The sequence below is a fragment of the Pseudomonas sp. EGD-AK9 genome (assembly GCF_000465935.2).
Taxonomy (GTDB): domain Bacteria; phylum Pseudomonadota; class Gammaproteobacteria; order Pseudomonadales; family Pseudomonadaceae; genus Aquipseudomonas.
The window spans coordinates 1-19,271 of sequence record NZ_AVOF01000429.1 but is presented as its reverse complement, the minus strand read 5'-3'; the positions used below and the strand labels follow the sequence as shown (position 1 = coordinate 19,271).

General features: G+C 66.4%; 14 protein-coding genes and 1 tRNA gene. 8 read left to right on the top strand and 7 right to left on the bottom strand.

Going from position 1 to position 19,271, the window contains the following annotated elements:
• The 3 genes from N878_RS17995 to N878_RS17985 form a co-directional block, all read left to right on the top strand.
• On the top strand, nucleotides 1-740 hold a 740-nt coding region (locus N878_RS17995), incomplete at its 5' end, for an efflux RND transporter periplasmic adaptor subunit (RefSeq protein WP_021444969.1).
• A gap of 1 nt (nucleotide 741) precedes the next feature.
• The gene (locus N878_RS17990) at nucleotides 742-3,888 is read left to right on the top strand and encodes an efflux RND transporter permease subunit (RefSeq protein WP_021444968.1); all 3,147 of its coding nucleotides are present in this window, start codon (nucleotides 742-744) and stop codon (nucleotides 3,886-3,888) included.
• A 115-nt stretch (nucleotides 3,889-4,003) separates the two neighbouring features.
• Nucleotides 4,004-4,777, top strand: coding sequence for a glutathione S-transferase family protein (locus tag N878_RS17985; RefSeq protein ID WP_021444967.1), 774 nt, complete (start codon nucleotides 4,004-4,006; stop codon nucleotides 4,775-4,777).
• 364 nt (nucleotides 4,778-5,141) lie between these two features.
• Here N878_RS17985 and N878_RS17980 read toward each other — a convergent pair.
• The 4 genes from N878_RS17980 to dapA form a co-directional block, all read right to left on the bottom strand.
• Nucleotides 5,142-5,231 (bottom strand) — tRNA-Ser (locus N878_RS17980).
• A gap of 128 nt (nucleotides 5,232-5,359) precedes the next feature.
• Nucleotides 5,360-6,229 carry a phosphoribosylaminoimidazolesuccinocarboxamide synthase gene (locus tag N878_RS17975; protein WP_021444966.1) on the bottom strand — a complete coding sequence of 290 codons (870 nt, stop codon included), beginning with the start codon at nucleotides 6,227-6,229 and terminating at the stop codon, nucleotides 5,360-5,362.
• Nucleotides 6,230-6,316: 87 nt separating this feature from the next.
• Complete coding sequence (bamC, locus tag N878_RS17970) at nucleotides 6,317-7,435, bottom strand: outer membrane protein assembly factor BamC (RefSeq protein WP_021444965.1); 1,119 nt, start codon at nucleotides 7,433-7,435, stop codon at nucleotides 6,317-6,319.
• Nucleotides 7,436-7,451: 16 nt separating this feature from the next.
• Entirely contained in the window at nucleotides 7,452-8,330 is an 879-nt protein-coding gene (gene dapA / locus N878_RS17965) for a 4-hydroxy-tetrahydrodipicolinate synthase (RefSeq protein WP_021444964.1), read from the bottom strand.
• A 204-nt stretch (nucleotides 8,331-8,534) separates the two neighbouring features.
• Between dapA and N878_RS17960 the strand changes: the two genes are divergently transcribed.
• Nucleotides 8,535-9,092, top strand: coding sequence for a glycine cleavage system protein R (locus N878_RS17960; protein ID WP_021444963.1), 558 nt, complete (start codon nucleotides 8,535-8,537; stop codon nucleotides 9,090-9,092).
• A gap of 22 nt (nucleotides 9,093-9,114) precedes the next feature.
• Nucleotides 9,115-9,588 (top strand): peroxiredoxin, encoded by a 474-nt coding sequence (locus tag N878_RS17955; RefSeq protein WP_021444962.1) that lies wholly within the window; start codon nucleotides 9,115-9,117, stop codon nucleotides 9,586-9,588.
• 64 nt (nucleotides 9,589-9,652) lie between these two features.
• Here N878_RS17955 and N878_RS17950 read toward each other — a convergent pair whose 3' ends face one another.
• Nucleotides 9,653-10,717, bottom strand: a complete 1,065-nt coding sequence (locus N878_RS17950) for an AI-2E family transporter (protein ID WP_021444961.1) — start codon at nucleotides 10,715-10,717, stop codon at nucleotides 9,653-9,655.
• A 115-nt stretch (nucleotides 10,718-10,832) separates the two neighbouring features.
• On the bottom strand, nucleotides 10,833-11,072 hold the full coding sequence (locus N878_RS17945; RefSeq protein WP_021444960.1) for a sulfurtransferase TusA family protein: 240 nt from the start codon (nucleotides 11,070-11,072) through the stop codon (nucleotides 10,833-10,835).
• Nucleotides 11,073-11,179: 107 nt separating this feature from the next.
• Here N878_RS17945 and N878_RS17940 point away from each other — a divergent pair, with 107 nt between their 5' ends.
• Nucleotides 11,180-12,613 carry a M48 family metalloprotease gene (locus tag N878_RS17940; RefSeq protein ID WP_021444959.1) on the top strand — a complete coding sequence of 478 codons (1,434 nt, stop codon included), beginning with the start codon at nucleotides 11,180-11,182 and terminating at the stop codon, nucleotides 12,611-12,613.
• A gap of 214 nt (nucleotides 12,614-12,827) precedes the next feature.
• Here N878_RS17940 and N878_RS17935 read toward each other — a convergent pair whose 3' ends face one another.
• Entirely contained in the window at nucleotides 12,828-17,669 is a 4,842-nt protein-coding gene (locus N878_RS17935) for an NAD-glutamate dehydrogenase (protein ID WP_021444958.1), read from the bottom strand.
• Between the two features lie 167 nt (nucleotides 17,670-17,836).
• Here N878_RS17935 and N878_RS17930 point away from each other — a divergent pair, with 167 nt between their 5' ends.
• Nucleotides 17,837-18,796 (top strand): MoxR family ATPase, encoded by a 960-nt coding sequence (locus tag N878_RS17930; RefSeq protein ID WP_021444957.1) that lies wholly within the window; start codon nucleotides 17,837-17,839, stop codon nucleotides 18,794-18,796.
• A gap of 60 nt (nucleotides 18,797-18,856) precedes the next feature.
• Nucleotides 18,857-19,271, top strand: a 415-nt coding sequence (locus N878_RS17925; RefSeq protein ID WP_021444956.1) for a DUF58 domain-containing protein, incomplete at its 3' end; no start/stop codon positions are given.

Below are 19,271 nucleotides of genomic sequence, written 5' to 3'. Positions count from 1 at the left end.
TGGCGCGCAGCGAGGCCGACGTGCGCCAGCGCGAGAGCGACGTGAGCGCGGCCAAGCGCCTGCGCGAACGCAGCCTGATCTCGGCCAACGAGCTGATGCGCCTGGAGAGCGAGCTGGCCAAGGCCCGCGCCGAACTCGACAGCGCCCGCCTGCAGCTGCGCAACACGCGGATCGTCGCGCCCTTCGCCGGCATCTACGACCAGCGCCAGGTCGAGCTGGGCGATTTCGTCCAGCCCGGGCAGAGCCTGCTGACCCTGGTGGACATCGACCGCCTCAAGGTCAGCGCGCAGATCGCCCAGCAGCAGGTGACCCAGCTGCAGCTGGGCCAGCCGGTCAAAGTCGAGCTGCTCGACGGCCGCACACTGGAAGGTGAGCTGCACTTTATCGCCGCCGCCGCCGACCCCGGCTCGCGCAGCTTCCGCATCGAGGTCAAGGTGGACAATCCCGCCGGCCTGCGCCTGGCCGGCGCCAGCGCCACCCTGCATATCCAGACCGGCGAGGCCCTGGCCCATCGCCTGTCCCCGGCCCTGCTCAGCCTCGACCAGACCGGCCGCCACGGGGTCAAGTGGGTCAACCAGGAGCAGCGCGTGGAGTTCACCCAGGTGCAGCTGATCAGCGTCGACAACCAGGGCGCCTGGGTCAGCGGCCTGCCGCCGAAGGTGGCGCTGATCACCCTCGGCCAGGGCTTCGTCGAGCCGGGCCAGCAGGTACGCACGCAACTCGCCGCAGAGGGCAGCTGAGATGCACGCCCTGATCGCCGCGGCACTGGATCGCAGCCGCACCAGCCTGCTGTTTCTGGCCTTCCTGATCCTCGGCGGGCTGGCCGCCTATATCGCCATTCCCAAGGAGTCCAACCCGGACGTGGCGATTCCCATCATCTACGTCTCGGTGACCCTGGAAGGCATCAGCCCGGAAGACGGCGAACGCCTGCTGGTGCGTCCTCTGGAACAGGAGCTGCGCAGCCTCGAGGGCGTCAAGGAAATGCGCTCGGTATCCAGCGAGGGGCATGCCTCGGTGACCCTGGAGTTCGACGCCGGCTTCGACGCCAAGGTGGCGCTGGCCGACGTGCGCGAGAAGGTCGACACCGCGCGCAGCAAGCTGCCCGAGGAGGCCGACGAGCCGACCGTCAACGAGGTCAACGTGGCGCTGTTCCCGGTGCTCTCGGTGGGCCTGTCCGGGCCGATCGCCGAGACCGAGCTGGTGTACATCGCCCGGCGCCTGAAGGAGAACATCGAAGGCATCGCCGAGGTGCTGTCGGTGGAGATAGGCGGCGACCGCGAGGACCTGCTGGAAATCGTCGTCGACCCGCAGGTGCTGGACAGCTATGGCATCGACTACAACGAGCTGTTCAACCTGGTCAGCCGCAACAACCGCCTGGTCGCCGCCGGCAGCCTGGACACCGGTGCCGGACGCATGAGCATGAAGGTGCCGGGGGTGATCGAGAACCTCGAAGACGTCATGAGCATGCCGATCAAGGTGGTGGCGGGCAGCGTGGTCACCTTCGCCGATGTCGCCAGCATCCGCCGCACCTTCAAGGACCCCACCGGCTTCGCCCGCATCAACGGCCAGCCGGCCATCGTCCTGGAGGTATCCAAGCGCAGCGGCGCCAACATCATCGCTACCATCGAGCAGGTCAAGGCGCTGCTGGAGCAGGCCAAACCGCTGCTGCCGGCGGGCGTGGAAGTCAGCTACATCATGGATCAGTCGCAGGAAGTCAAAGGCATGCTCGGCGACCTGCTCAACAACGTGCTGACCGCCATCGTCCTGGTGCTGATCCTGGTGGTGGCGAGCATGGGCCTGCGTTCGGCGCTGCTGGTCGGCCTGACCATTCCCGGCGCCTTCCTCAGCGGCATCCTGCTGATCTGGATGCTCGGTTTCACCCTCAATATCGTCGTGCTGTTCAGCCTGATCCTGGTCGCCGGCATGCTGGTGGACGGCGCCATCGTCGTCTCCGAGCTGGCCGACCGTTACCTGCACCAGGGCCAGAACCCGCGCCAGGCCTGGGCCAATGCCGCCACGCGGATGGCCTGGCCGGTGATCGCCTCCACCGCCACCACATTGGTGGTGTTCCTGCCGCTGCTGTTCTGGCCCGGGGTGGTCGGCCAGTTCATGAAGTACCTGCCGGCCACCGTGATCCTCTGCCTGCTGGCCTCGCTGGCCATGGCCCTGGTGTTCCTGCCGGTGCTCGGCGCGGTCACCGGCGGCGCGGCCCAACCGCAGGCGCAGCACGCCAGCCGCGCCGGCAGCGCCTACCGCCGGCTGCTGGAAAAGCTGCTCCGGCGCCCCGGCCTGACCCTGCTCGGCATGCTCGCGCTGATCGCGCTGATCTACGTCGGCTACGGCCGCTTCAACCACGGCGTGGAATTCTTCCCCGAGGTCGAGCCGGAAAGCGCGCAGATCTGGCTGCGCGCCCGCGGCGACCTGTCGGTGCAGGAGAAGGACACCCTGCTCAAGCAGGTGGAACGCCAGGTGCTCGGCATGCGCGAGGTCAAGGCGCTGTACGCACGCTCCCTGGCCCAGCCGGACGGCCAGCTCGGCGCCGACGTGATCGGCACCCTGCAGTTCCAGTTCGTCGACTGGCACCAGCGTCGCCCGGCCAAGGACATCCTCGCCGAGATGAGCCGGCGCACCGCCGACATCCCCGGCGTGGTGCTGGAGTTCCGCAAGCAGGAACAGGGCCCCACCGACGGCAAGCCGGTCAAGCTGCAGATCAGCGCCATGGACCCGGCGCTGAGCGAGCAGTGGGTCGAGCGCATCCGCGGCGAAATGCACAGGCTCGGCGGTTTCGTCGACATCGAGGACGACCGCGCCCTGCCTGGCATCGAATGGCGAATCAAGGTCGACCGCGAGGCCGCCGCGCGCTTCGGCGCCGACGTGCTCAGCGTCGGCAACGCGGTGCAGATGATCACCAACGGCCTGAAGCTGGCCACCTACCGCCCCGAGGACGCCACCGACGAGGTGGATATCCGCGTGCGCCTGCCCGGCAACTGGCGCTCGCTCGACCAGCTCGGCCGCCTGACCCTGAGCACGCCGACCGGCCAGGTGCCACTGAGCAACTTCGTCGACCTGCAGCCGGCGCCCAAGGTCGGCACCCTGCGCCGGGTCGACGGCGACCGCACCATCACCCTGCAGGCCGACCTGGCCGAGGGCGCACGCCTGGACGAACGGCTCAAGGCGTTGCGCGAGGCGCTCGGCGAGGTACCGGCCGAGGTCGAGGTGCAGTTCGCCGGCGAGGACGCCGACCAGCGCGAGGCGGCCACCTTCCTGATGACCGCCTTCGTCGTCGCCATCTTCCTCATGGCGATCATCCTGGTCACCCAGTTCAACAGCCTCTATCAGGCGGCGCTGGTGCTGTCGGCCATCGTCCTGTCCACCGCCGGCGTGCTGATGGGCCTGCTGATCAACGGCCAGTCGTTCGGCATCGTCATGGTCGGCATGGGCCTGATCGCCCTGGCTGGCATCGTGGTCAACAACAACATCATCCTCATCGACACTTACAACCAGTTGCGCCGCCAGGGCCTGGAGCCGCGCGAGGCAGCGCTGGAAACCGGCAGCCTGCGCCTGCGTCCGGTGCTGCTGACCGCGGTGACCACCATCCTCGGCCTGATGCCCATGGTGCTCAGCGTCAACGTCGACCTGCTCAGCCCGAGCCTGGGCTTCGGCGCCCCCTCAACCCAGTGGTGGACCCAGCTGTCCAGCGCCATCGCCGGCGGCCTGGCCTTCGCCACCGCGCTGACCCTGCTGCTGACGCCCTGCCTGCTGGTGCTCGGCGCCCGCTTCGAACGTCGCCCGCCGCCGCTGGAGACCTACGACACCGACCTGCTCGACCTGCCCGAACACCTGATCGCGGCCAAGCCCGACAAGGTGCAGCTGCAGCGCACCGACTGAGCCAAGCGCCCCGCCGCACTGGCGGGGCGCCCAACCAAAGCCTGGCGCGCGCCACTCGACTGGGTGGTCAGGCGCTTTGCCCCTACACTCGGCGACTCACTTGCAAGGAGCCGCCATGCGCACCCTCTACCAGTTCCCCATTTCCCACTACTGCGAGAAAACCCGCTGGCACCTGGAGCACAAGGGCCTCGACTACCGGGTCGACAACCTCTTCCCCGGGCTGCACCGACTCAAGAGCCAGCGACTGGCCGGTATCGCCACCCTGCCCATCCTGCAGGACGGCGAGCGCACCATCGGCGACTCCACCGCCATCGCCCTGTATCTGGAAGAGCGCTACCCCGAGCACGCCCTGCTGCCAAACGACGCCGAACAACGTCGTCAGGTGCTGGAGCTGGAAGAAGGCTTCGACCGCCTCGGCGTGCACGTACGCCGCTGGCTGTACGGACAGATCCGCCAGTGGGACTCGGTGATGCACGCCATGCTCGAGGTCTACCGCCCGCTGCTGGGCCTGCGCGACCTGATGAAGCCGGTGCTGATCAACGGCGTGCAGAAGCTCTACGGCGTAACGCCCGAGCGCGTGGCCAAGTCCCAGGCCGAACTGCTCGCCGGGCTCGACCTGATCGAACGCCTGACCGACGGCGACCCAGCGCGCTACCTGGTGGGCGAGCGCCTGAGCCTGGCCGATGTCGCCGCCGCGGCGCTGTTCGCCCCGCTTTTCACCCCAGCCGGCACGCCCTGGGCCGACATCGCCGGCCACGACGCCGAGACCCAGGCCCTGCTCGACCAACTGCACGCCCGCCCCGCCGGCCAGTGGGTGCTGCAACGCTATGCCCGGGACCGCCGCCGCGATACCCAACAAAATAATGGCAAAGCGCCAGTTATCGCCTAGGCTAAGCAACAGATAGGACTAAGGGCGGGGATGGAGAGACGGCACGGACGCCTTTTATTCGACGGCCAACGCAACGCGCGCCGCAGCAAAACGACAAAGCCCTCCGAGCGAGGGCTTTGTCTTGTTCGTGCGCAGGCTGCACACGACGGGGAAATCGAATACCGAGCTAACGAAGTGTATGGGGTCGGCATCCTGCCTGTTGGCCACTTCGTTAGCCCGGTGACCGGAGAGTAGTGCAGACAGTGGCACTGTGCCAACCCTCGATTGCGCGGTTTGTTTCACAGAAACGGGCAGGCTGACGAATCAGGGCTAGGCGCTGAAAAGCAAAAACCCCTGAGGCTGAAAGCTTCAGGGGTTTTTTATATGGCGGGAAGATAGGGATTTGAACCCTAGGTGCCATTGCTGACACAACGGATTTCGAATCCGTCCCGTTCGACCACTCCGGCATCTTCCCAAGCGGCGCGCATGATAACAGCTGAATGCGCTTTGGCGAAGCTTATTTTGAAAAATTTTCTTGTGCTATCAGGCGCTTGTGAAAAGGCCGAGCGATGCACGGCCTGGCTGTAGCGTTCGCCTTGGGCCTCAGGCCGTGAGGCGGGTCAGGGCTTCGCGGTATTTGTCGGCGGTCTTCTGCGCCACCTCGGCCGGCACCGCCGGGGCCGGCGGTTGTTTGTTCCAGCCGGTGGATTCCAGCCAGTCGCGCACGAACTGCTTGTCGAAGCTCGGCGGGTTCTTGCCCTCTTCGTAGCTGTCGGCCGGCCAGAAGCGGCTGGAATCGGGGGTCAGCACTTCGTCCATCAGAGTCAGGGTGCCGTCTTCGTCCAGGCCGAATTCGAACTTGGTGTCGGCGATGATGATGCCGCGGGTGGCGGCGTATTCGACGGCGGCGCTGTACAGGGCGATGGCGGTGTCGCGCACCTGGGCGGCCAGTTCGGCGCCGATGATGGCTTCGCACTGGGCGAAGCTGATGTTCTCGTCATGGTCGCCGACGGCGGCCTTGGTCGAGGGGGTGAAGATCGGTTGCGGCAGCTTGGCCGCTTCCTTCAGGCCGGCCGGCAGGGCGATGCCGCAGACGGTGCCGCTGTTCTGGTACTCCTTCCAGCCGGAACCGACGATATAGCCGCGCACGATGGCCTCCACGGCCACCGGTTTGAGGCGTTTGGCGACCACCGCGCGGCCTTCCACCAGCGGCAGCTCGGCGGCCGGCACCACGTCTTCGACCTTGTCGCCGGTGAAGTGGTTGGGCACCAGGCCGGCCAGCTTGTCGAACCAGAAGTTGGAGATGGCGGTGAGGATCTTGCCCTTCTCCGGGATAGGTTCGGCGAGGATCACGTCGAAGGCCGACAGACGATCGGTGGCCACCATCAGCATGCGCTTGTCGTCGATTTCGTAGAGGTCGCGGACCTTGCCCGAGTAGATCTTCTTCAGGCTCAGGGTGGTGGGTGTGCTCATGTCGGCATTTCCGTTTCTGGCAAACAAAACAGGCGAAACCTTTGCGGGTTTCGCCTATCGGTTATCGGCAGGTGGCGCGAGCGCCGATCAGCCGAGGTTGTCCTGGATCAGGCTCAGCACGCGGCGCGAGACATCGGCCGGGGCAATGGTGTTGAGGTCTTTTTCCACGGTGACCTGGACGCCGTCGCCAACCGGCGTCAGGCGCACCTGGTAGCGCTCGGCGCGGGCTTCGAGCTCTTCCTTGCTCGGCTCGCTGCCGAACATGCGGCCGAAGAAGCCGGGCTTCTCCTCATTGACCTGAGCCCCTTCGGCCAGGTTGATGTAGTACAGGCCGAGGCTGCGGTTGAGGTCGTCGACGCGCACGTCGGCCAGCTCCAGCGAACGGCCGACGCCCGACCAGGCGCGGTCGAAGTCGGCGCCGAGGTTGAGCACCGGGTTGCCGTTGCCGTCCTCGCTCAGACTGACGCGGCTGGGCGCATCGAAATCGCGGGCGGCGAGCAGCGACACCGAACCGCCCTGCTCCACGCTACGCGCCATGCTCACCAGCATTTCGTCGAGCAGCGCGGCTTCCAGGCTGGCGTTGCCGCTGCGCGCGGCGAAGGCGACATCGGCAGTGCTGCCGGCCGGACGCTCGGCGCTGGTGACGAAGACTTCGCTGGTGTTGCGCTGCACGCCCGGCTCGATACGCACCCGCACGCGGGTCTCGGCATCCGGGGCGACGCCGGAGACGCGGCTGCTCAGGCGCCGCGCCATGCTCGCGGAAAGTTCGTCGAAACGCTGCCAGGCGGTGGTGAATTCGCCGGTCTGCGGGCGTTCGTCGGCGATACGGAAACCGTTGTCCTCGAAGAACTGACGGGCCAGCGGCCAGACTTCGGCCGGCACGCGCTGGGCCACGACCCAGCGCGACTCGCCGCTACGCTGCAGGCTGAATTCGCGTTCGTCGGCACGCACCTGCAGGCTCTGCGGGCGCGGCACCTCGAACTTGCCGCTGGCCTCGGAGCTGGCCACCTGCGCCGGCACCGGCAGCAGCGGGTCGAGACGCTTGGCCTGGATATCGGCCGGCAGCTGCATCGGCGCGGTCTGCCGCGCTTCCAGGTAATCGCTGCCGCGGTCGCGGAAGTAGCCTTCTTCACCCCAGAGCCAGCCACAGCCGCTGGTACTGGAGACGATCAGAGCAAGGGCGGACAATCCGGCCAGTCGCTTCATGCGTAAAATTCCTCGATTAAACCAATACGCCGCACTGGCGCATGGCCTGGCGCAGCGGTTCGTGACAGCGCGGGCTGAGCCAGGTCAGCGGCAGACGAATACCGTCGCCCATCATGCCCATTTCGTGCAGCGCCCATTTCACCGGAATCGGGTTGGATTCGATGAACAGCGCCTTGTGCAGGGGCATCAGGCGGTCGTTGATGGCGCGGGCGATGGCCGCCTCGCCGCGCATGGCGGCGGCGCACAGCTCGCTCATCGCGCGCGGGGCAACGTTGGCGGTGACCGAGATGTTGCCCTTGCCGCCCAGCAGCATGAGTTCAACCGCAGTGGCGTCGTCGCCGGAATAGACGAGGAAGTCCTTGCTCACCCGATCCAGCACGTCCTGGGCGCGCTGCAGGTCGCCGGTGGCTTCCTTGATGCCGATGATGTTGTCGATCTTCGACAGGCGCTCGACGGTCTCCGGCAGCATGTCGCAAACGGTGCGGCCCGGCACGTTGTAGAGGATCTGCGGGATGGCCACGGCTTCGGCGATGTGGCGAAAATGCAGGTACAGGCCTTCCTGGGTCGGCTTGTTGTAGTAGGGGGTGACCAGCAGGCAGGCGTCGGCGCCGACGTCCTTGGCCGCGCGGGTCAGCTCCACCGACTCGCGGGTGGAGTTGCCGCCGGTGCCGGCGATCACCGGAATGCGCCCGGCGACCTGGTCGACCACGCGCTTGATCACCTCGATGTGCTCGGGCACTTCCAGCGTGGCGGATTCACCGGTGGTGCCGACCGCGACGATGGCATTGGTGCCCTCTTGCAGGTGGAAATCCACCAATTTGCTCAGGGCCTCCCAGTCCAGACCACCCTGCGCATCCATGGGCGTGACCAGTGCCACCATACTGCCCGCAATCATGCAACCGCTCCTGCCGGAAAAATTGAGCCGTAATGGTACTGGCGCCACCAGTCCTGCACAAGCAACGGACAAGGCCGTGCACGGCCGTCTCGCCGCACGCGGGAAGCGCTTGCCGGCATTCCCCTGGGCGGTGCTTTTCGCTAACCTGCTGCCTTTGGTCGACGGCTGTCGCTCGCCGACCGTTCATCGCTTTAGGAAGGCTGCATGTCCACCCCCCTCGTTCGCGAACAATTTCTCCTCATCAGCGCCCTCGGCCCCGACGCCATGGCGCTGACCAACCTGCTGTGCCGCACCTGCCACGAGAACCGTTGCGCGGTGGTCAGCACGCGCCTGAGCCGCCACGGCGAGTTCAGTGCCCTGGTGCTGCAGGTCTCCGGCAGCTGGGACGCGCTGGCGCGCCTGGAGTCGAGTCTGCCGCTGCTGGCGAAGAAAAACGCCTTCTCGGTCAACCTGATCCGCAGCGCCGCCGCCGAGGCGCGCCCGCAGGCCCTGCCCTACGTCGCCTACGTCAGCTCGGTATACCGTCCGGACATCCTCAACGAGCTGTGCCAGTTCTTCATCGACCACCGCGTCGAGCTGGAAAGCCTGACCTGCGACACCTACCAGGCGCCGCAGACCGGCGGCACCATGCTCAACGCCACCCTGACCGTGACCCTGCCGGCCGGCACCCAGATCAGCTGGCTGCGCGACCAGTTCCTCGACTTCGCCGACGCCCTCAACCTGGACGCGCTGATCGAACCCTGGCGCCCGCAGAATCCCTGACAGCCAACCTCAAGGAGCTCCCATGACCGTTGCCATCGACCAAGCCGTCGCCGACTTCCAGGCCGAGGCCACCAGCGGCAAGCAGGTGAAGCTGTCCGACCTCAAGGGGCAGCAGGTCGTGCTGTATTTCTACCCCAAGGACGCGACCCCGGGCTGCACCACCGAGGGCCTGGACTTCCGCGCTCGCTTCGCCCAGTTCCAGGCGGCCAATACGCAGATCTTCGGCGTGTCGATGGACAGCCTGAAGAAGCACGAAAGCTTCAAGTGCAAGCAGGAGTTCCCCTTCGAACTGATCAGCGACCCGGATCACCAGCTGTGCGAGCAGTTCGGCGTCTACCAGCTGAAGAAGAACTACGGCAAGGAATACATGGGCATCGTGCGCAGCACCTTCCTCATCGACAAGAACGGCGTGCTGCGCCAGGAGTGGCGTAGCGTCAAGGTCGCCGGGCATGTCGACGAGGTGCTGGCGGCAGCCGAGGCCCTGCACAAGGCCTGACCCTCACCGCTATCGAAAAAGGCCGCAATTGCGGCCTTTTTTCCGTCCGTGCTCTATTTGTCTCTCACTCGGCAGACACCGGCTCGATCCGCGGCCAGGCGTTGAGCACCGCCTTGAACAGGGTCGCCAGCGGGATGGCGAAGAACACCCCCCAGAAGCCCCACAGGCCGCCGAACAGCAGCACCGCGCAGATGATCGCCACCGGGTGCAGGTTGACCGCCTCGGAGAACAGCAGCGGCACCAGCACGTTGCCGTCCAGCGCCTGGATGATGCCGTAGACCACCATCAGGTAGAGGAACTGGTCGCTCCAGCCCCACTGGAACAGGCCGATCAGCGCCACCGGCACCGTCACCACCACCGCGCCGATATAGGGCACCACCACCGACAGGCCGACCAGCAGCGCCAGCAGCGCGGCGTAGTTGAGGCCCAGGTAGGCGAAGGCGATATAGGTGACCACGCCGCAGATGATGATCTCGATGAACTTGCCGCGGATGTAGTTGGCGATCTGCTGGTTCATCTCCTGCGCCACCTGGGTGATCAGCGCGCGCTCGCGCGGCAGGTAGCCACGGAACCACTGGCCGATCTGTTCGCGATCCTTGAGGAAGAAGAACACCAGGATCGGCACCAGCACCAGGTAGATCATGATGCTGACCAGCATCGGCAGGCTGGACAGGGAGAACGACAGTGCCCACTGACCGAACTTGCCGGCCTCGCCGCGCATGCTGTCGATCAGCTGGACGATCTGCGCGTCGGTGATCAGGTTCGGGTAGCGTTCTGGCAGCAGCAGGAACACCGACTGCCACTCCGCGGCCATCCGCGGCAGTTCATTGAACAGGGTGCTCAGCTGCTGCCAGAGCAGCGGCATCAGCACCAGCAAAAACACCGTCAGGCCGCCCAGAAACAGGGCGAACACCAACCACACGGCGAGCACCTGCGGCACCCTCAGGCGCTCCAGGCCGTTGACCAGGCCCTGCATCAGGAAGGCCAGTACCAGGCCGGTCAATACCGGCGCGAGCATGCCGCCGAGGGTCAGCACCACGGCGAAACCGAGCACCAACAGCACCGCCAGCACCACCGCTTGCTCGTCGGAGAAGTAGCGGTGCAGCCAATCGCGTAAAACCTTGACCATCAGAATTCCTTAACCCGGGACAATACCGGCTCACTCATACGCCAGACGCATGAAAAATGACGTGCACGGCCAACAAACGGCGACAGCGCATATGTTTCAAGCCGCTACAGCGGTTTCAAGCCTTGCGCAGCCAGTAGCGATACACCCCGCCCTCCACCTCTTCGTGCAGCAGGGCATGCCCGGCCAGGCTGGCGAAGGCGCGGAAATCGCGCTGCGAGCCGGCGTCGGTGGCACTGACCTTGAGCACCGCGCCGCTGGCCAGGCGATTGAGCTCGAGCTTGGCCTTGAGCAAGGGCAGCGGGCAGTTCAGCCCGCAGGCATCCAGTTCGGCATCGAAGGCCGGTACGTCTGTCATCGTCTACTCCATAAAGGCGGCTAGGATACCCAAGGCTGAAGAACCCTGGCCAGCGCCGCAGCTGGCCGGCTACAGTAACGCCTTTGCCGCCTGAGAGCCTTGAGTGCATGACTTTTCTGCGCCCTACCCTGTTGACGCTCGCCTGCCTGTTCGCCGGCCAGATCGGAGCCAGTGACCTGCCGTCGCTGGGCGACGCCAGTTCCTCGATCGTCTCGCCGCAGCAGGAACACCAGCTCGGCCGCGCCTGGCTGGGCCTGCTGCGCGGCCAGGTGGCCCAGCTGGACGACCCGCAGCTCAAGGACTTCGTCGAGACCAGCGTCTATCGGCTGTCGGAAACCAGCCAGCTGCAGGATCGCCGCCTGGAGTTCGTGCTGCTCAACAGCCCACAGCTGAACGCCTTCGCCGCGCCCGGCGGGATCATCGGGGTCAACGGCGGCCTGTTCCTCTATGCGCAGACCGAAGCCGAATACGCCTCGGTGATGGCGCACGAACTGGCGCACCTGTCGCAGCGCCACTTCGCCCGCGGCGTCGAGGCCCAGCAACGCATGCAGCTGCCGGTGATGGCGGCCATGCTCGCCGGCATAGTCGCGGCGGCGGCCGGTGCCGGTGATGCCGGCATGGCGGCGATCATGTCGACCCAGGCAGCGGCGATTCAGGAGCAGCGCCGCTTCTCCCGGCAGAACGAACAGGAGGCCGACCGCATCGGCCTGCTCAACCTGGAAAAGGCCGGCTACGACCCGCGCGCCATGCCGCTGATGTTCGAGCGGCTGATGCGCCAGTACCGCTACGACGCCAAGCCGCCGGAATTCCTGCTCACCCACCCGGTGTCCGAATCGCGTATCGCCGATACCCGCAACCGCGCCGAGCAGTACCCGGCCCAGGGCCGCGAAGACAGCCTGCGCTACCAGCTGATGCGCGCCCGCGTGCAGCTGACCTACGAGGAAACCCCGGGGGTAGCGGCCAAGCGTTTTCGCGCCATGCTCGACGAGAACCCCGGCCTCGACGCCGCGCGCTACGGCCTGGCATTGGCGCAGATGAAAACCGGCCAGCTCGGCGAAGCCGGACAGACCCTGGCGCCCCTGTTGAGCAAGGCGCCGGAGGATATCGTCTACAACCTGGCGCAGATCGAACTGGACATGGCCGCGAACCGCCTGGACGCCGCACAGCGGCGCCAGGAGCGCATGTTCGCGCTGTATCCCAGCAACTACCCGCTGCAGCAGGCGCATATCGACCTGTTGCTCAAGCAGCAGCGCACCCGCGAGGCCGAACGGGCGCTGGACGAGTTGCTGAAGAACCGCGCCAAGGATCCGGACGTCTGGTACCAGGTCGCCGAGGTGCGCGGCCTGAGCGGCAACACCATCGGCCTGCACCAGGCCCGCGCCGAGTTCTTCGCCCTGGTCGGCGACTACAACCAGGCCATCGAACAGCTCGACTTCGCCAAGCGCCGCGCCAGCAACAACTTCCAGCTGGCCTCGCGCCTCGACGCCCGTCAGCGCGAGCTGGCCGAGGAAAAGCGCCTGGTGGAGCAGATGCTGCGCTGATCGCACTCCCCTGCGTAGGGTGGATGACGCTTTTTCATCCACCGAGACGGCGTGATGGTGGATCGGTGAAGCGTGATCCACCCTACGACGCTACACGTCATGTAAAACGCCCTATCCCGGGTATCGCTGCGCTCAACCCAGGCTACGCAAAGCTCGCACCACCTGAATGAAAAAGCCCCGCACTGGGCGGGGCTTGTTCATTTCAGCGGATGGCTCAGGCGCTCTGCGCCAGGTCCATCAGCTCGCGGTTGGCCACCGCATACATGGCATAGTCGGTGCCGGTGGCCGCGCGCAGCTCGGCCAGCATCAGCTTCCAGCGCTCGACCAGGCGGTGGTGCTGCTCCAGCCACAGCGCCACCCGCGCCTCGATCTCCTGCGGGCCGTCGGCCATCTGCAGCACCGACACGGTGATCGCACGCTGCTGCCAGTCGAGGTCGTCGCGGAAGGCTTCGCGGGCCAGCGCCTGCCAGTTGTTTTCCACCGGCAGGCCGGTGATCTGCTGCAGGTACCAGGACAGCTCCAGCGCGCCGCCGACGGCGAAGTAGGCGGTGGCCACCTCGCTGGCGTCCTTGCCGGTGACATCCGCCGCCTCGATGATCGGCAGCAGGGTGTACAGGTGGCTAGTGCCGGCCACCACGCGCGCCAGTTCCTCCGGCGTACCCGCCTCGACGAAGCTCTGATAGCGCGCCAGCCACTGCTCACGCGCCGGGCCTTCGAGCAGCTCGTCCAGGCGCCCGACCAGCGCCTCGATGCGCGGCGCGAAGTGCGCCACGTCGCGGGCGGCGTCCAGCTCGTTGCGTCGGCTGCGCAGGAACCAGCGGGTGGCGCGGCGGCCCAGACGCATCAGCTCGTCCATCAGCTGCAGCTGCAGCTCGGCCGGCACCTTGTAGTCCAGCGCCTCGATCTGCGCCCACCAGTGCGGCAGGCGGAACAGGTCGCGGACGATCACATAGGCGCCGGCGACGTTGGCCGCGCTCATGCCGGTGGACTCCTTCAGGCGCTGCACGAAGGTGATGCCCATATGGTTGACCAGGTCGTTGGCGATCTGCGTGCTGACGATCTCGCGCTTGAGGCGATGGCGGCGCATGGCGTCGCCGAACTTCGCGCTGAGCACCGCCGGGAAGGCAGTCTCCATCTCGCGCGCCAGGTAGTCGTCGTCCGGCACCAGGGACTTGAGCAGCGATTCCTTGAGGTCGATCTTGCTGTAGGAGATCAGCACCGACAGCTCCGGCCGGGTCAGGCCCTGGCCGTTGGCGGCGCGCTCGTTGAGCGTTTCGTCGCTGGGCAGGAACTCCAGCGCCCGGTCCAGCTTGCCGGCGCCCTCCAGGGCGTTCATCAGGCGCTTGTACTCGCCGACCCGCTCGCGGGCGCGGCGCTCGGCCAGCGACAGCGCCTGGGTCTGCTTGTAGTTGTTGCCCAACACCAGCTCGGAGACGTCGTCGGTCATCTCCACCAGCAGCTTGTTGCGCTGCTTCTCGGTCATATCGCCGGCGGAGACGATTTCGCCGAGCAGGATCTTGATATTGACCTCGTGGTCGGAGCAGTCCACACCGCCGGCGTTGTCGATAAAGTCGGTATTACTCGCTCCCCCATTGAGACCGTATTCCACGCGCCCCAACTGAGTCATGCCCAGGTTGCCGCCCTCGCCCACCACCTTGGCGCGCAGCTCGCAGCCGTCCACGCGCAGGGCGTCGTTGGCCTTGTCGCCGACGTCGGCGTGGCTTTCCTTGCTGGATTTCACGTAGGTGCCGATGCCGCCGTTCCACAGCAGGTCGACCGGCGCCTTGAGCAGCGCATTGAGCAGCTCGGTCGGCGCCAGCTTGTCGGCGGCGATATCGAAGCGCGCCTTCATCTGCGGGCTGATGGCGATGCTCTTGGCGCTGCGCAGGAAGATGCCGCCGCCCTCGGAGATCAGCCCCGCGTCGTAGTCGGCCCAGCTCGAGCGCGGCAGGTCGAACAGGCGCTTGCGCTCGGCGAAGCTCTTGGCCGCGTCCGGATTGGGGTCGATGAAGATGTGCAGGTGGTTGAAGGCGGCCACCAGCTGCAGCTTGTCCGACAGCAGCATGCCGTTGCCGAACACGTCGCCGGCCATGTCGCCGATACCGATCACCGTGACGCTGTCCTTCTGCACGTCGATGCCGCGCTCGCGGAAGTGGCGCTGCACGCTGACCCAGCCGCCCTTGGCGGTGATGCCCATGCCCTTGTGGTCATAACCGGCCGAGCCGCCGGAGGCGAAGGCGTCGCCCAGCCAGAAACCATATTCCGCCGCAATCCCGTTGGCGATATCGGAGAAGGTCGCGGTGCCCTTGTCGGCCGCCACCACCAGGTAGGGGTCGTCGGCGTCGTGGCGCACCACGCTCACCGGCGGTACCACGGCGCCGTCCCTGAGGTTGTCGGTGATGTCGAGCAGGCCGCTGATGAAGATGCGGTAGCAGGCGATGCCCTCGGCCAGTACCTCGTCGCGGCTACCGCCGACCGGCATCTTGCGCGGCACGAAGCCGCCCTTGGCGCCCATCGGCACGATCACCGCGTTCTTCACCTGCTGCGCCTTGACCAGGCCGAGCACTTCGGTGCGGAAGTCCTCCTCGCGATCCGACCAGCGCAGGCCGCCGCGGGCGACGTCGCCGAAGCGCAGGTGCACGCCCTCGACGCGCGGGCTGTAGACGAAGATCTCGAACTTAGGCGTCGGCCGCGGAATCTCCGGAATCGCTCGCGGGTTGAGCTTGAAGCTGAAATAGCTCTTCGCCGCGCCGCTGGCGTCGGCCTGGTAGAAGTTGGTGCGCAGGGTGGCCTTGATCAGGTCCAGGTAGCGCCGCAGGATGCGGTCTTCGTTGAGCACCGCGACGTTGTCCAGGGCGGCGAGGATGGCCTGCTCGAGTTTCTGCTGCTTGTCTTCCAGGTCCTCGGCGGCGAGCTTGCGCGCCAGGTAGAAGCGGGTGCGGAACAGGCGCACCAGCTCCTTGGCGATATCGGCGTGGTTGACCAGGGTGGCAGCGATGTAGCTGAGGTCGAAGCCCAGGCGGATCTGCTTGAGGTAGCGCGCGTAGGCGCGCAGCAGGGCGACGTCGCGCCAGGGCATGGCGGCGGTCAGCACCAGGCGGTTGAAGGCGTCGTTCTCGGCATCGCCGCCGACGATATGGATAAAGGCGTCCTGCAGGGTGTCGTTGAGCTGCTGGATGTCGACGTTGAGGCCTTCGGCGTAGGTGAAGGCGAAGTCGTGGATCCAGAACTCGCGGCCGTCGACGCGGCGCAGCTTGTAGGGGAACTCGCCGAGCACGCGCAGGCCGAGGTTCTCCAGGATCGGCAGGACGTCCGACAGCGGCAGCGGCGTGTCGGCGTGGTACAGCTTGCAGTGCAGCTGCTGGTCGCCCTGCACCAGCGGCTGGTAGAAGCTCATCACCAGCGGTTTGTCGTTGCTCAGGCTGAGCAGATGCTGCATGTCGACCACCGCCGAGTGCGGGGCGAAACGCTCGCGGTAGCCGGCCGGGAAGCCGCCGGGGAACTCGGCCAGGACGTTGGTGCCCTGGGCCTCGCCGAGGCTTTCCACCATCAGGCTGACGTAGTCATCCTTCCACGAGCGGCAGGCCTGGATGACTTCCTTCTCCAGACGCACGGGGTCGATCTGGGTCTTGTTCTTCGGGTCGACGCGCAGGATGAACTGCACCCGCGCCAGCACCGACTCGGAAAAGAAGGTCCAGAACTCGCAATCGGTGGCCTGCAGGCGCTCCATCAGCACCTGCTGGATCTTCATCCGGGTTTCGGTGGAGTAGACGTCGCGCGGCACGTAGGCCAGGCAGTAGCAGAAGCGGCCGTAGGGGTCGCGGCGCAGGAACACGCGAATCTTGTTGCGCTCCTGGATCTGCACGATGGCCAGGGCGGTGGCGAACAGGTCGTCCACCGGGGTCTGGAACAGGTCGTCGCGCGGCAGCACTTCCAACACCTGGGCCAGTTCCTTACCCAGGTGGGCGCTGCTGTCGAAGCCGGAGCGTTGTTTGATCACGTCCACCTTGCGGCGGATATAGGGGATGTTCCACACGCTCTCGGCGTACACCGCCGAGGTGTACAGGCCCATGAAGCGGCATTCCTTGACCACATTGCCCTTGGCGTCCAGCTCGCGGATCGAGACGAAGTCCGGGTAGGCCGGCCGGTGCACGCGGCTGGGCACGGCGGCCTTGGCGAACGACAGCAGCTGCGGCTCGCGCAGGTAGGCCACCGCTTCCGGCTCGATGTGCAGTTCCTCGGCCTTGAGCCCGCTGCGCAGGCGCTTGGACAGGCCGAGCAGGGATTTCTCGTCGTAAACCAGGGTGCCGCCGTCGGCGCTCGGCGTCACGGTGAACTCCTCGTAGCCGAGGAAGGTGAAGTGGTTGTCCAGCAGCCAACCGAGAAACACCTTGACCTCGTCCAGCTCGGCCTTGTCCACCTTGAGCTTGGCGCGGTCTAGCCAGGCCAGCAGCTCGCGGGCCTTGGCCTTCATCGGCTGGAAGTCGGCGACGCTCATGCGCACGTCGCCGAACACCTCGTGAATGGCCTTCTCCAGGGTCTTCAGCTCACCGGCGCTGGCGCAGCGGTCGATCTCCAGGAACATCAGCGCTTCCTGCAGCACGCCCTCGCCCTGGCTGCCCTTGGGCAGGATCTCCAGCAGCTCGCCGTTCTTGTCGCGGCGCACACTGAAGACGCTGTTCTGCAGGGTGTGGATGCTGTAGCCGCGACGGTTCAGTTCCATGCGCACCGAGTCGACCAGGAACGGGATATCGCCATGCAGGATCTCCACCGCGGTGTGGGTCGACTGCCAGCCGTGCTTCTCGTAGTCGGGGTTGAACGCGCGTACCTGCGGTTTGCCGTGATCGAAACGCTCCAGCATGCGCCAGGCCGACAGGGTGCAGCCGACCAGGTCGGACAGGCGCCGCTGGGTCAGCTCCTCGAGGGCGATGATGCCGAAGAATTGTTCGGCGAACAGCGCCACTTGTGGCAGCGCCTGCTCGCTCACGTGCTGCGCCAGCGCCGCTTGCAGTTGATGCTGGAAGTCGGCTTTGCTGGCCGCCGTAAAGAACGCCATGGTTGTGCTCCATTTTCGACTGGGGGCGTGAAGAGGTGGGGGTGACCGTCGCCACAAGGTTATGGATCAACGTTAGTCTAGGTGACCGCGATTGCATTAAAGTGGCGGTCCCAGAACCCCGGCGAAGTCTTCGACTCGCCGGTCACTCTCGCCGGATGAGCTTAACGATGGAACACCGTGAGGCGCTTGTCGCGCTGCGACATTTTCTTTCAACCCAGATCCTCGGCCAGGAAAAACTCATCGAACGGCTGCTGATCGCCCTGCTCGCCGACGGCCACCTGCTGGTCGAGGGCGCCCCCGGGCTGGCCAAGACCAAGGCGATCAAGGAACTGGCCGAAGGTATCGAGGGCGAGTTCCACCGCATCCAGTTCACCCCCGACCTGCTGCCGGCGGATATCACCGGCACCGAGATCTACCGCCCGGAGACCGGCAGCTTCGTGTTCCAGCAGGGGCCGATCTTCCACAACCTGGTGCTGGCCGACGAGATCAACCGCGCCCCGGCCAAGGTGCAGTCGGCGCTGCTCGAGGCCATGGCCGAGCGCCAGGTCTCGGTGGGCCGCTCGACCTACGACCTGTCGCCACTGTTTCTGGTGATGGCGACGCAGAACCCCATCGAGCAGGAAGGCACCTACCCACTGCCCGAAGCTCAGCTCGACCGCTTTTTGATGCACGTGAAGATCGGTTTTCCCGACGCCGCGGTGGAGCGCAAGATCCTCGCCCAGGCCCGTGGCGAGGCGCTCAATGGCGAGACCAAGCCGGAGCACCGGCTCAGCCAGCAGGCGGTGTTCGCCGCACGCAAGGAAATCCTCGGCCTGTACATGGCCGACGCGGTGGAGGAGTACCTGGTGCAGCTGGTGATGGCCAGCCGCACCCCGGCCAAGTTCGACCCCGAGCTGGCCGAGTGGATCGCCTACGGCGCCAGCCCGCGCGGCTCCATCGCCCTGGATCGCTGCGCACGCGCCCACGCCTGGCTGGCCGGGCGCGACTTCGTCAGCCCCGAGGACATCCAGGCGATGCTGTTCGACGTGCTGCGCCACCGCATCATCCTGTCGTTCGAGGCCGAGGCCTCGGGCATCGACCAGGACCGGGTGATCCAGCGCATCCTCGACGTGGTGGCGGTGGCCTGAATGCGTACCCCTGGCCGCACTGCCGCAACCCGGATGCAATCCGGGAACGCCCCCTAGACCATGTCCAGCCCCGCCGGCGCCAATGCCATCCACCTCGATCTCGCCGAGCTGATCGAGATGCGCCATCGCGTGCATGAGGTGCCGCTGTTCTCCACCCCGGCGCGGCGCAGCCCGCTGATCGGCCTGCACCACTCCAAGCTGCGCGGGCGCGGCGTCGACTTCGACCAGGTGCGCGTCTACCAGGCCGGCGACGACGTGCGCAACATCGACTGGCGCGTCACCGCGCGCACCCAGGAACCGCACACCAAGCTGTTCCATGAAGAGCGCGAGCGGCCCATCTTCATCCTCGCCGAACAGAGCCAGCGGCTGTTCTTCGGCTCCGGGCAGTGCTTCAAGTCGGTGCTCGCCGCCCGCGCCGCGGCGCTGGTCGGCTGGGCCGCGCTGGCGCACAACGACCGCATCGGCGGCCTGGTGT

Bases quoted from the DNA above. Each gene is read 5' to 3' on its own strand.
- N878_RS17955 (WP_021444962.1), top strand. From the start codon at position 9,115: ATGACCGTTGCCATCGACCAAGCCGTCGCCGACTTCCAGGCCGAGGCC.
- N878_RS17930 (WP_021444957.1), top strand. From the start codon at position 17,837: ATGGAACACCGTGAGGCGCTTGTCGCGCTGCGACATTTTCTTTCAACC.
- N878_RS17935 (WP_021444958.1), bottom strand. From the start codon at position 17,669: ATGGCGTTCTTTACGGCGGCCAGCAAAGCCGACTTCCAGCATCAACTG.
- N878_RS17950 (WP_021444961.1), bottom strand. From the start codon at position 10,717: ATGGTCAAGGTTTTACGCGATTGGCTGCACCGCTACTTCTCCGACGAG.
- N878_RS17945 (WP_021444960.1), bottom strand. From the start codon at position 11,072: ATGACAGACGTACCGGCCTTCGATGCCGAACTGGATGCCTGCGGGCTG.
- N878_RS17940 (WP_021444959.1), top strand. From the start codon at position 11,180: ATGACTTTTCTGCGCCCTACCCTGTTGACGCTCGCCTGCCTGTTCGCC.
- dapA (WP_021444964.1), bottom strand. From the start codon at position 8,330: ATGATTGCGGGCAGTATGGTGGCACTGGTCACGCCCATGGATGCGCAG.
- N878_RS17975 (WP_021444966.1), bottom strand. From the start codon at position 6,229: ATGAGCACACCCACCACCCTGAGCCTGAAGAAGATCTACTCGGGCAAG.
- N878_RS17985 (WP_021444967.1), top strand. From the start codon at position 4,004: ATGCGCACCCTCTACCAGTTCCCCATTTCCCACTACTGCGAGAAAACC.
- N878_RS17960 (WP_021444963.1), top strand. From the start codon at position 8,535: ATGTCCACCCCCCTCGTTCGCGAACAATTTCTCCTCATCAGCGCCCTC.
- N878_RS17990 (WP_021444968.1), top strand. From the start codon at position 742: ATGCACGCCCTGATCGCCGCGGCACTGGATCGCAGCCGCACCAGCCTG.
- bamC (WP_021444965.1), bottom strand. From the start codon at position 7,435: ATGAAGCGACTGGCCGGATTGTCCGCCCTTGCTCTGATCGTCTCCAGT.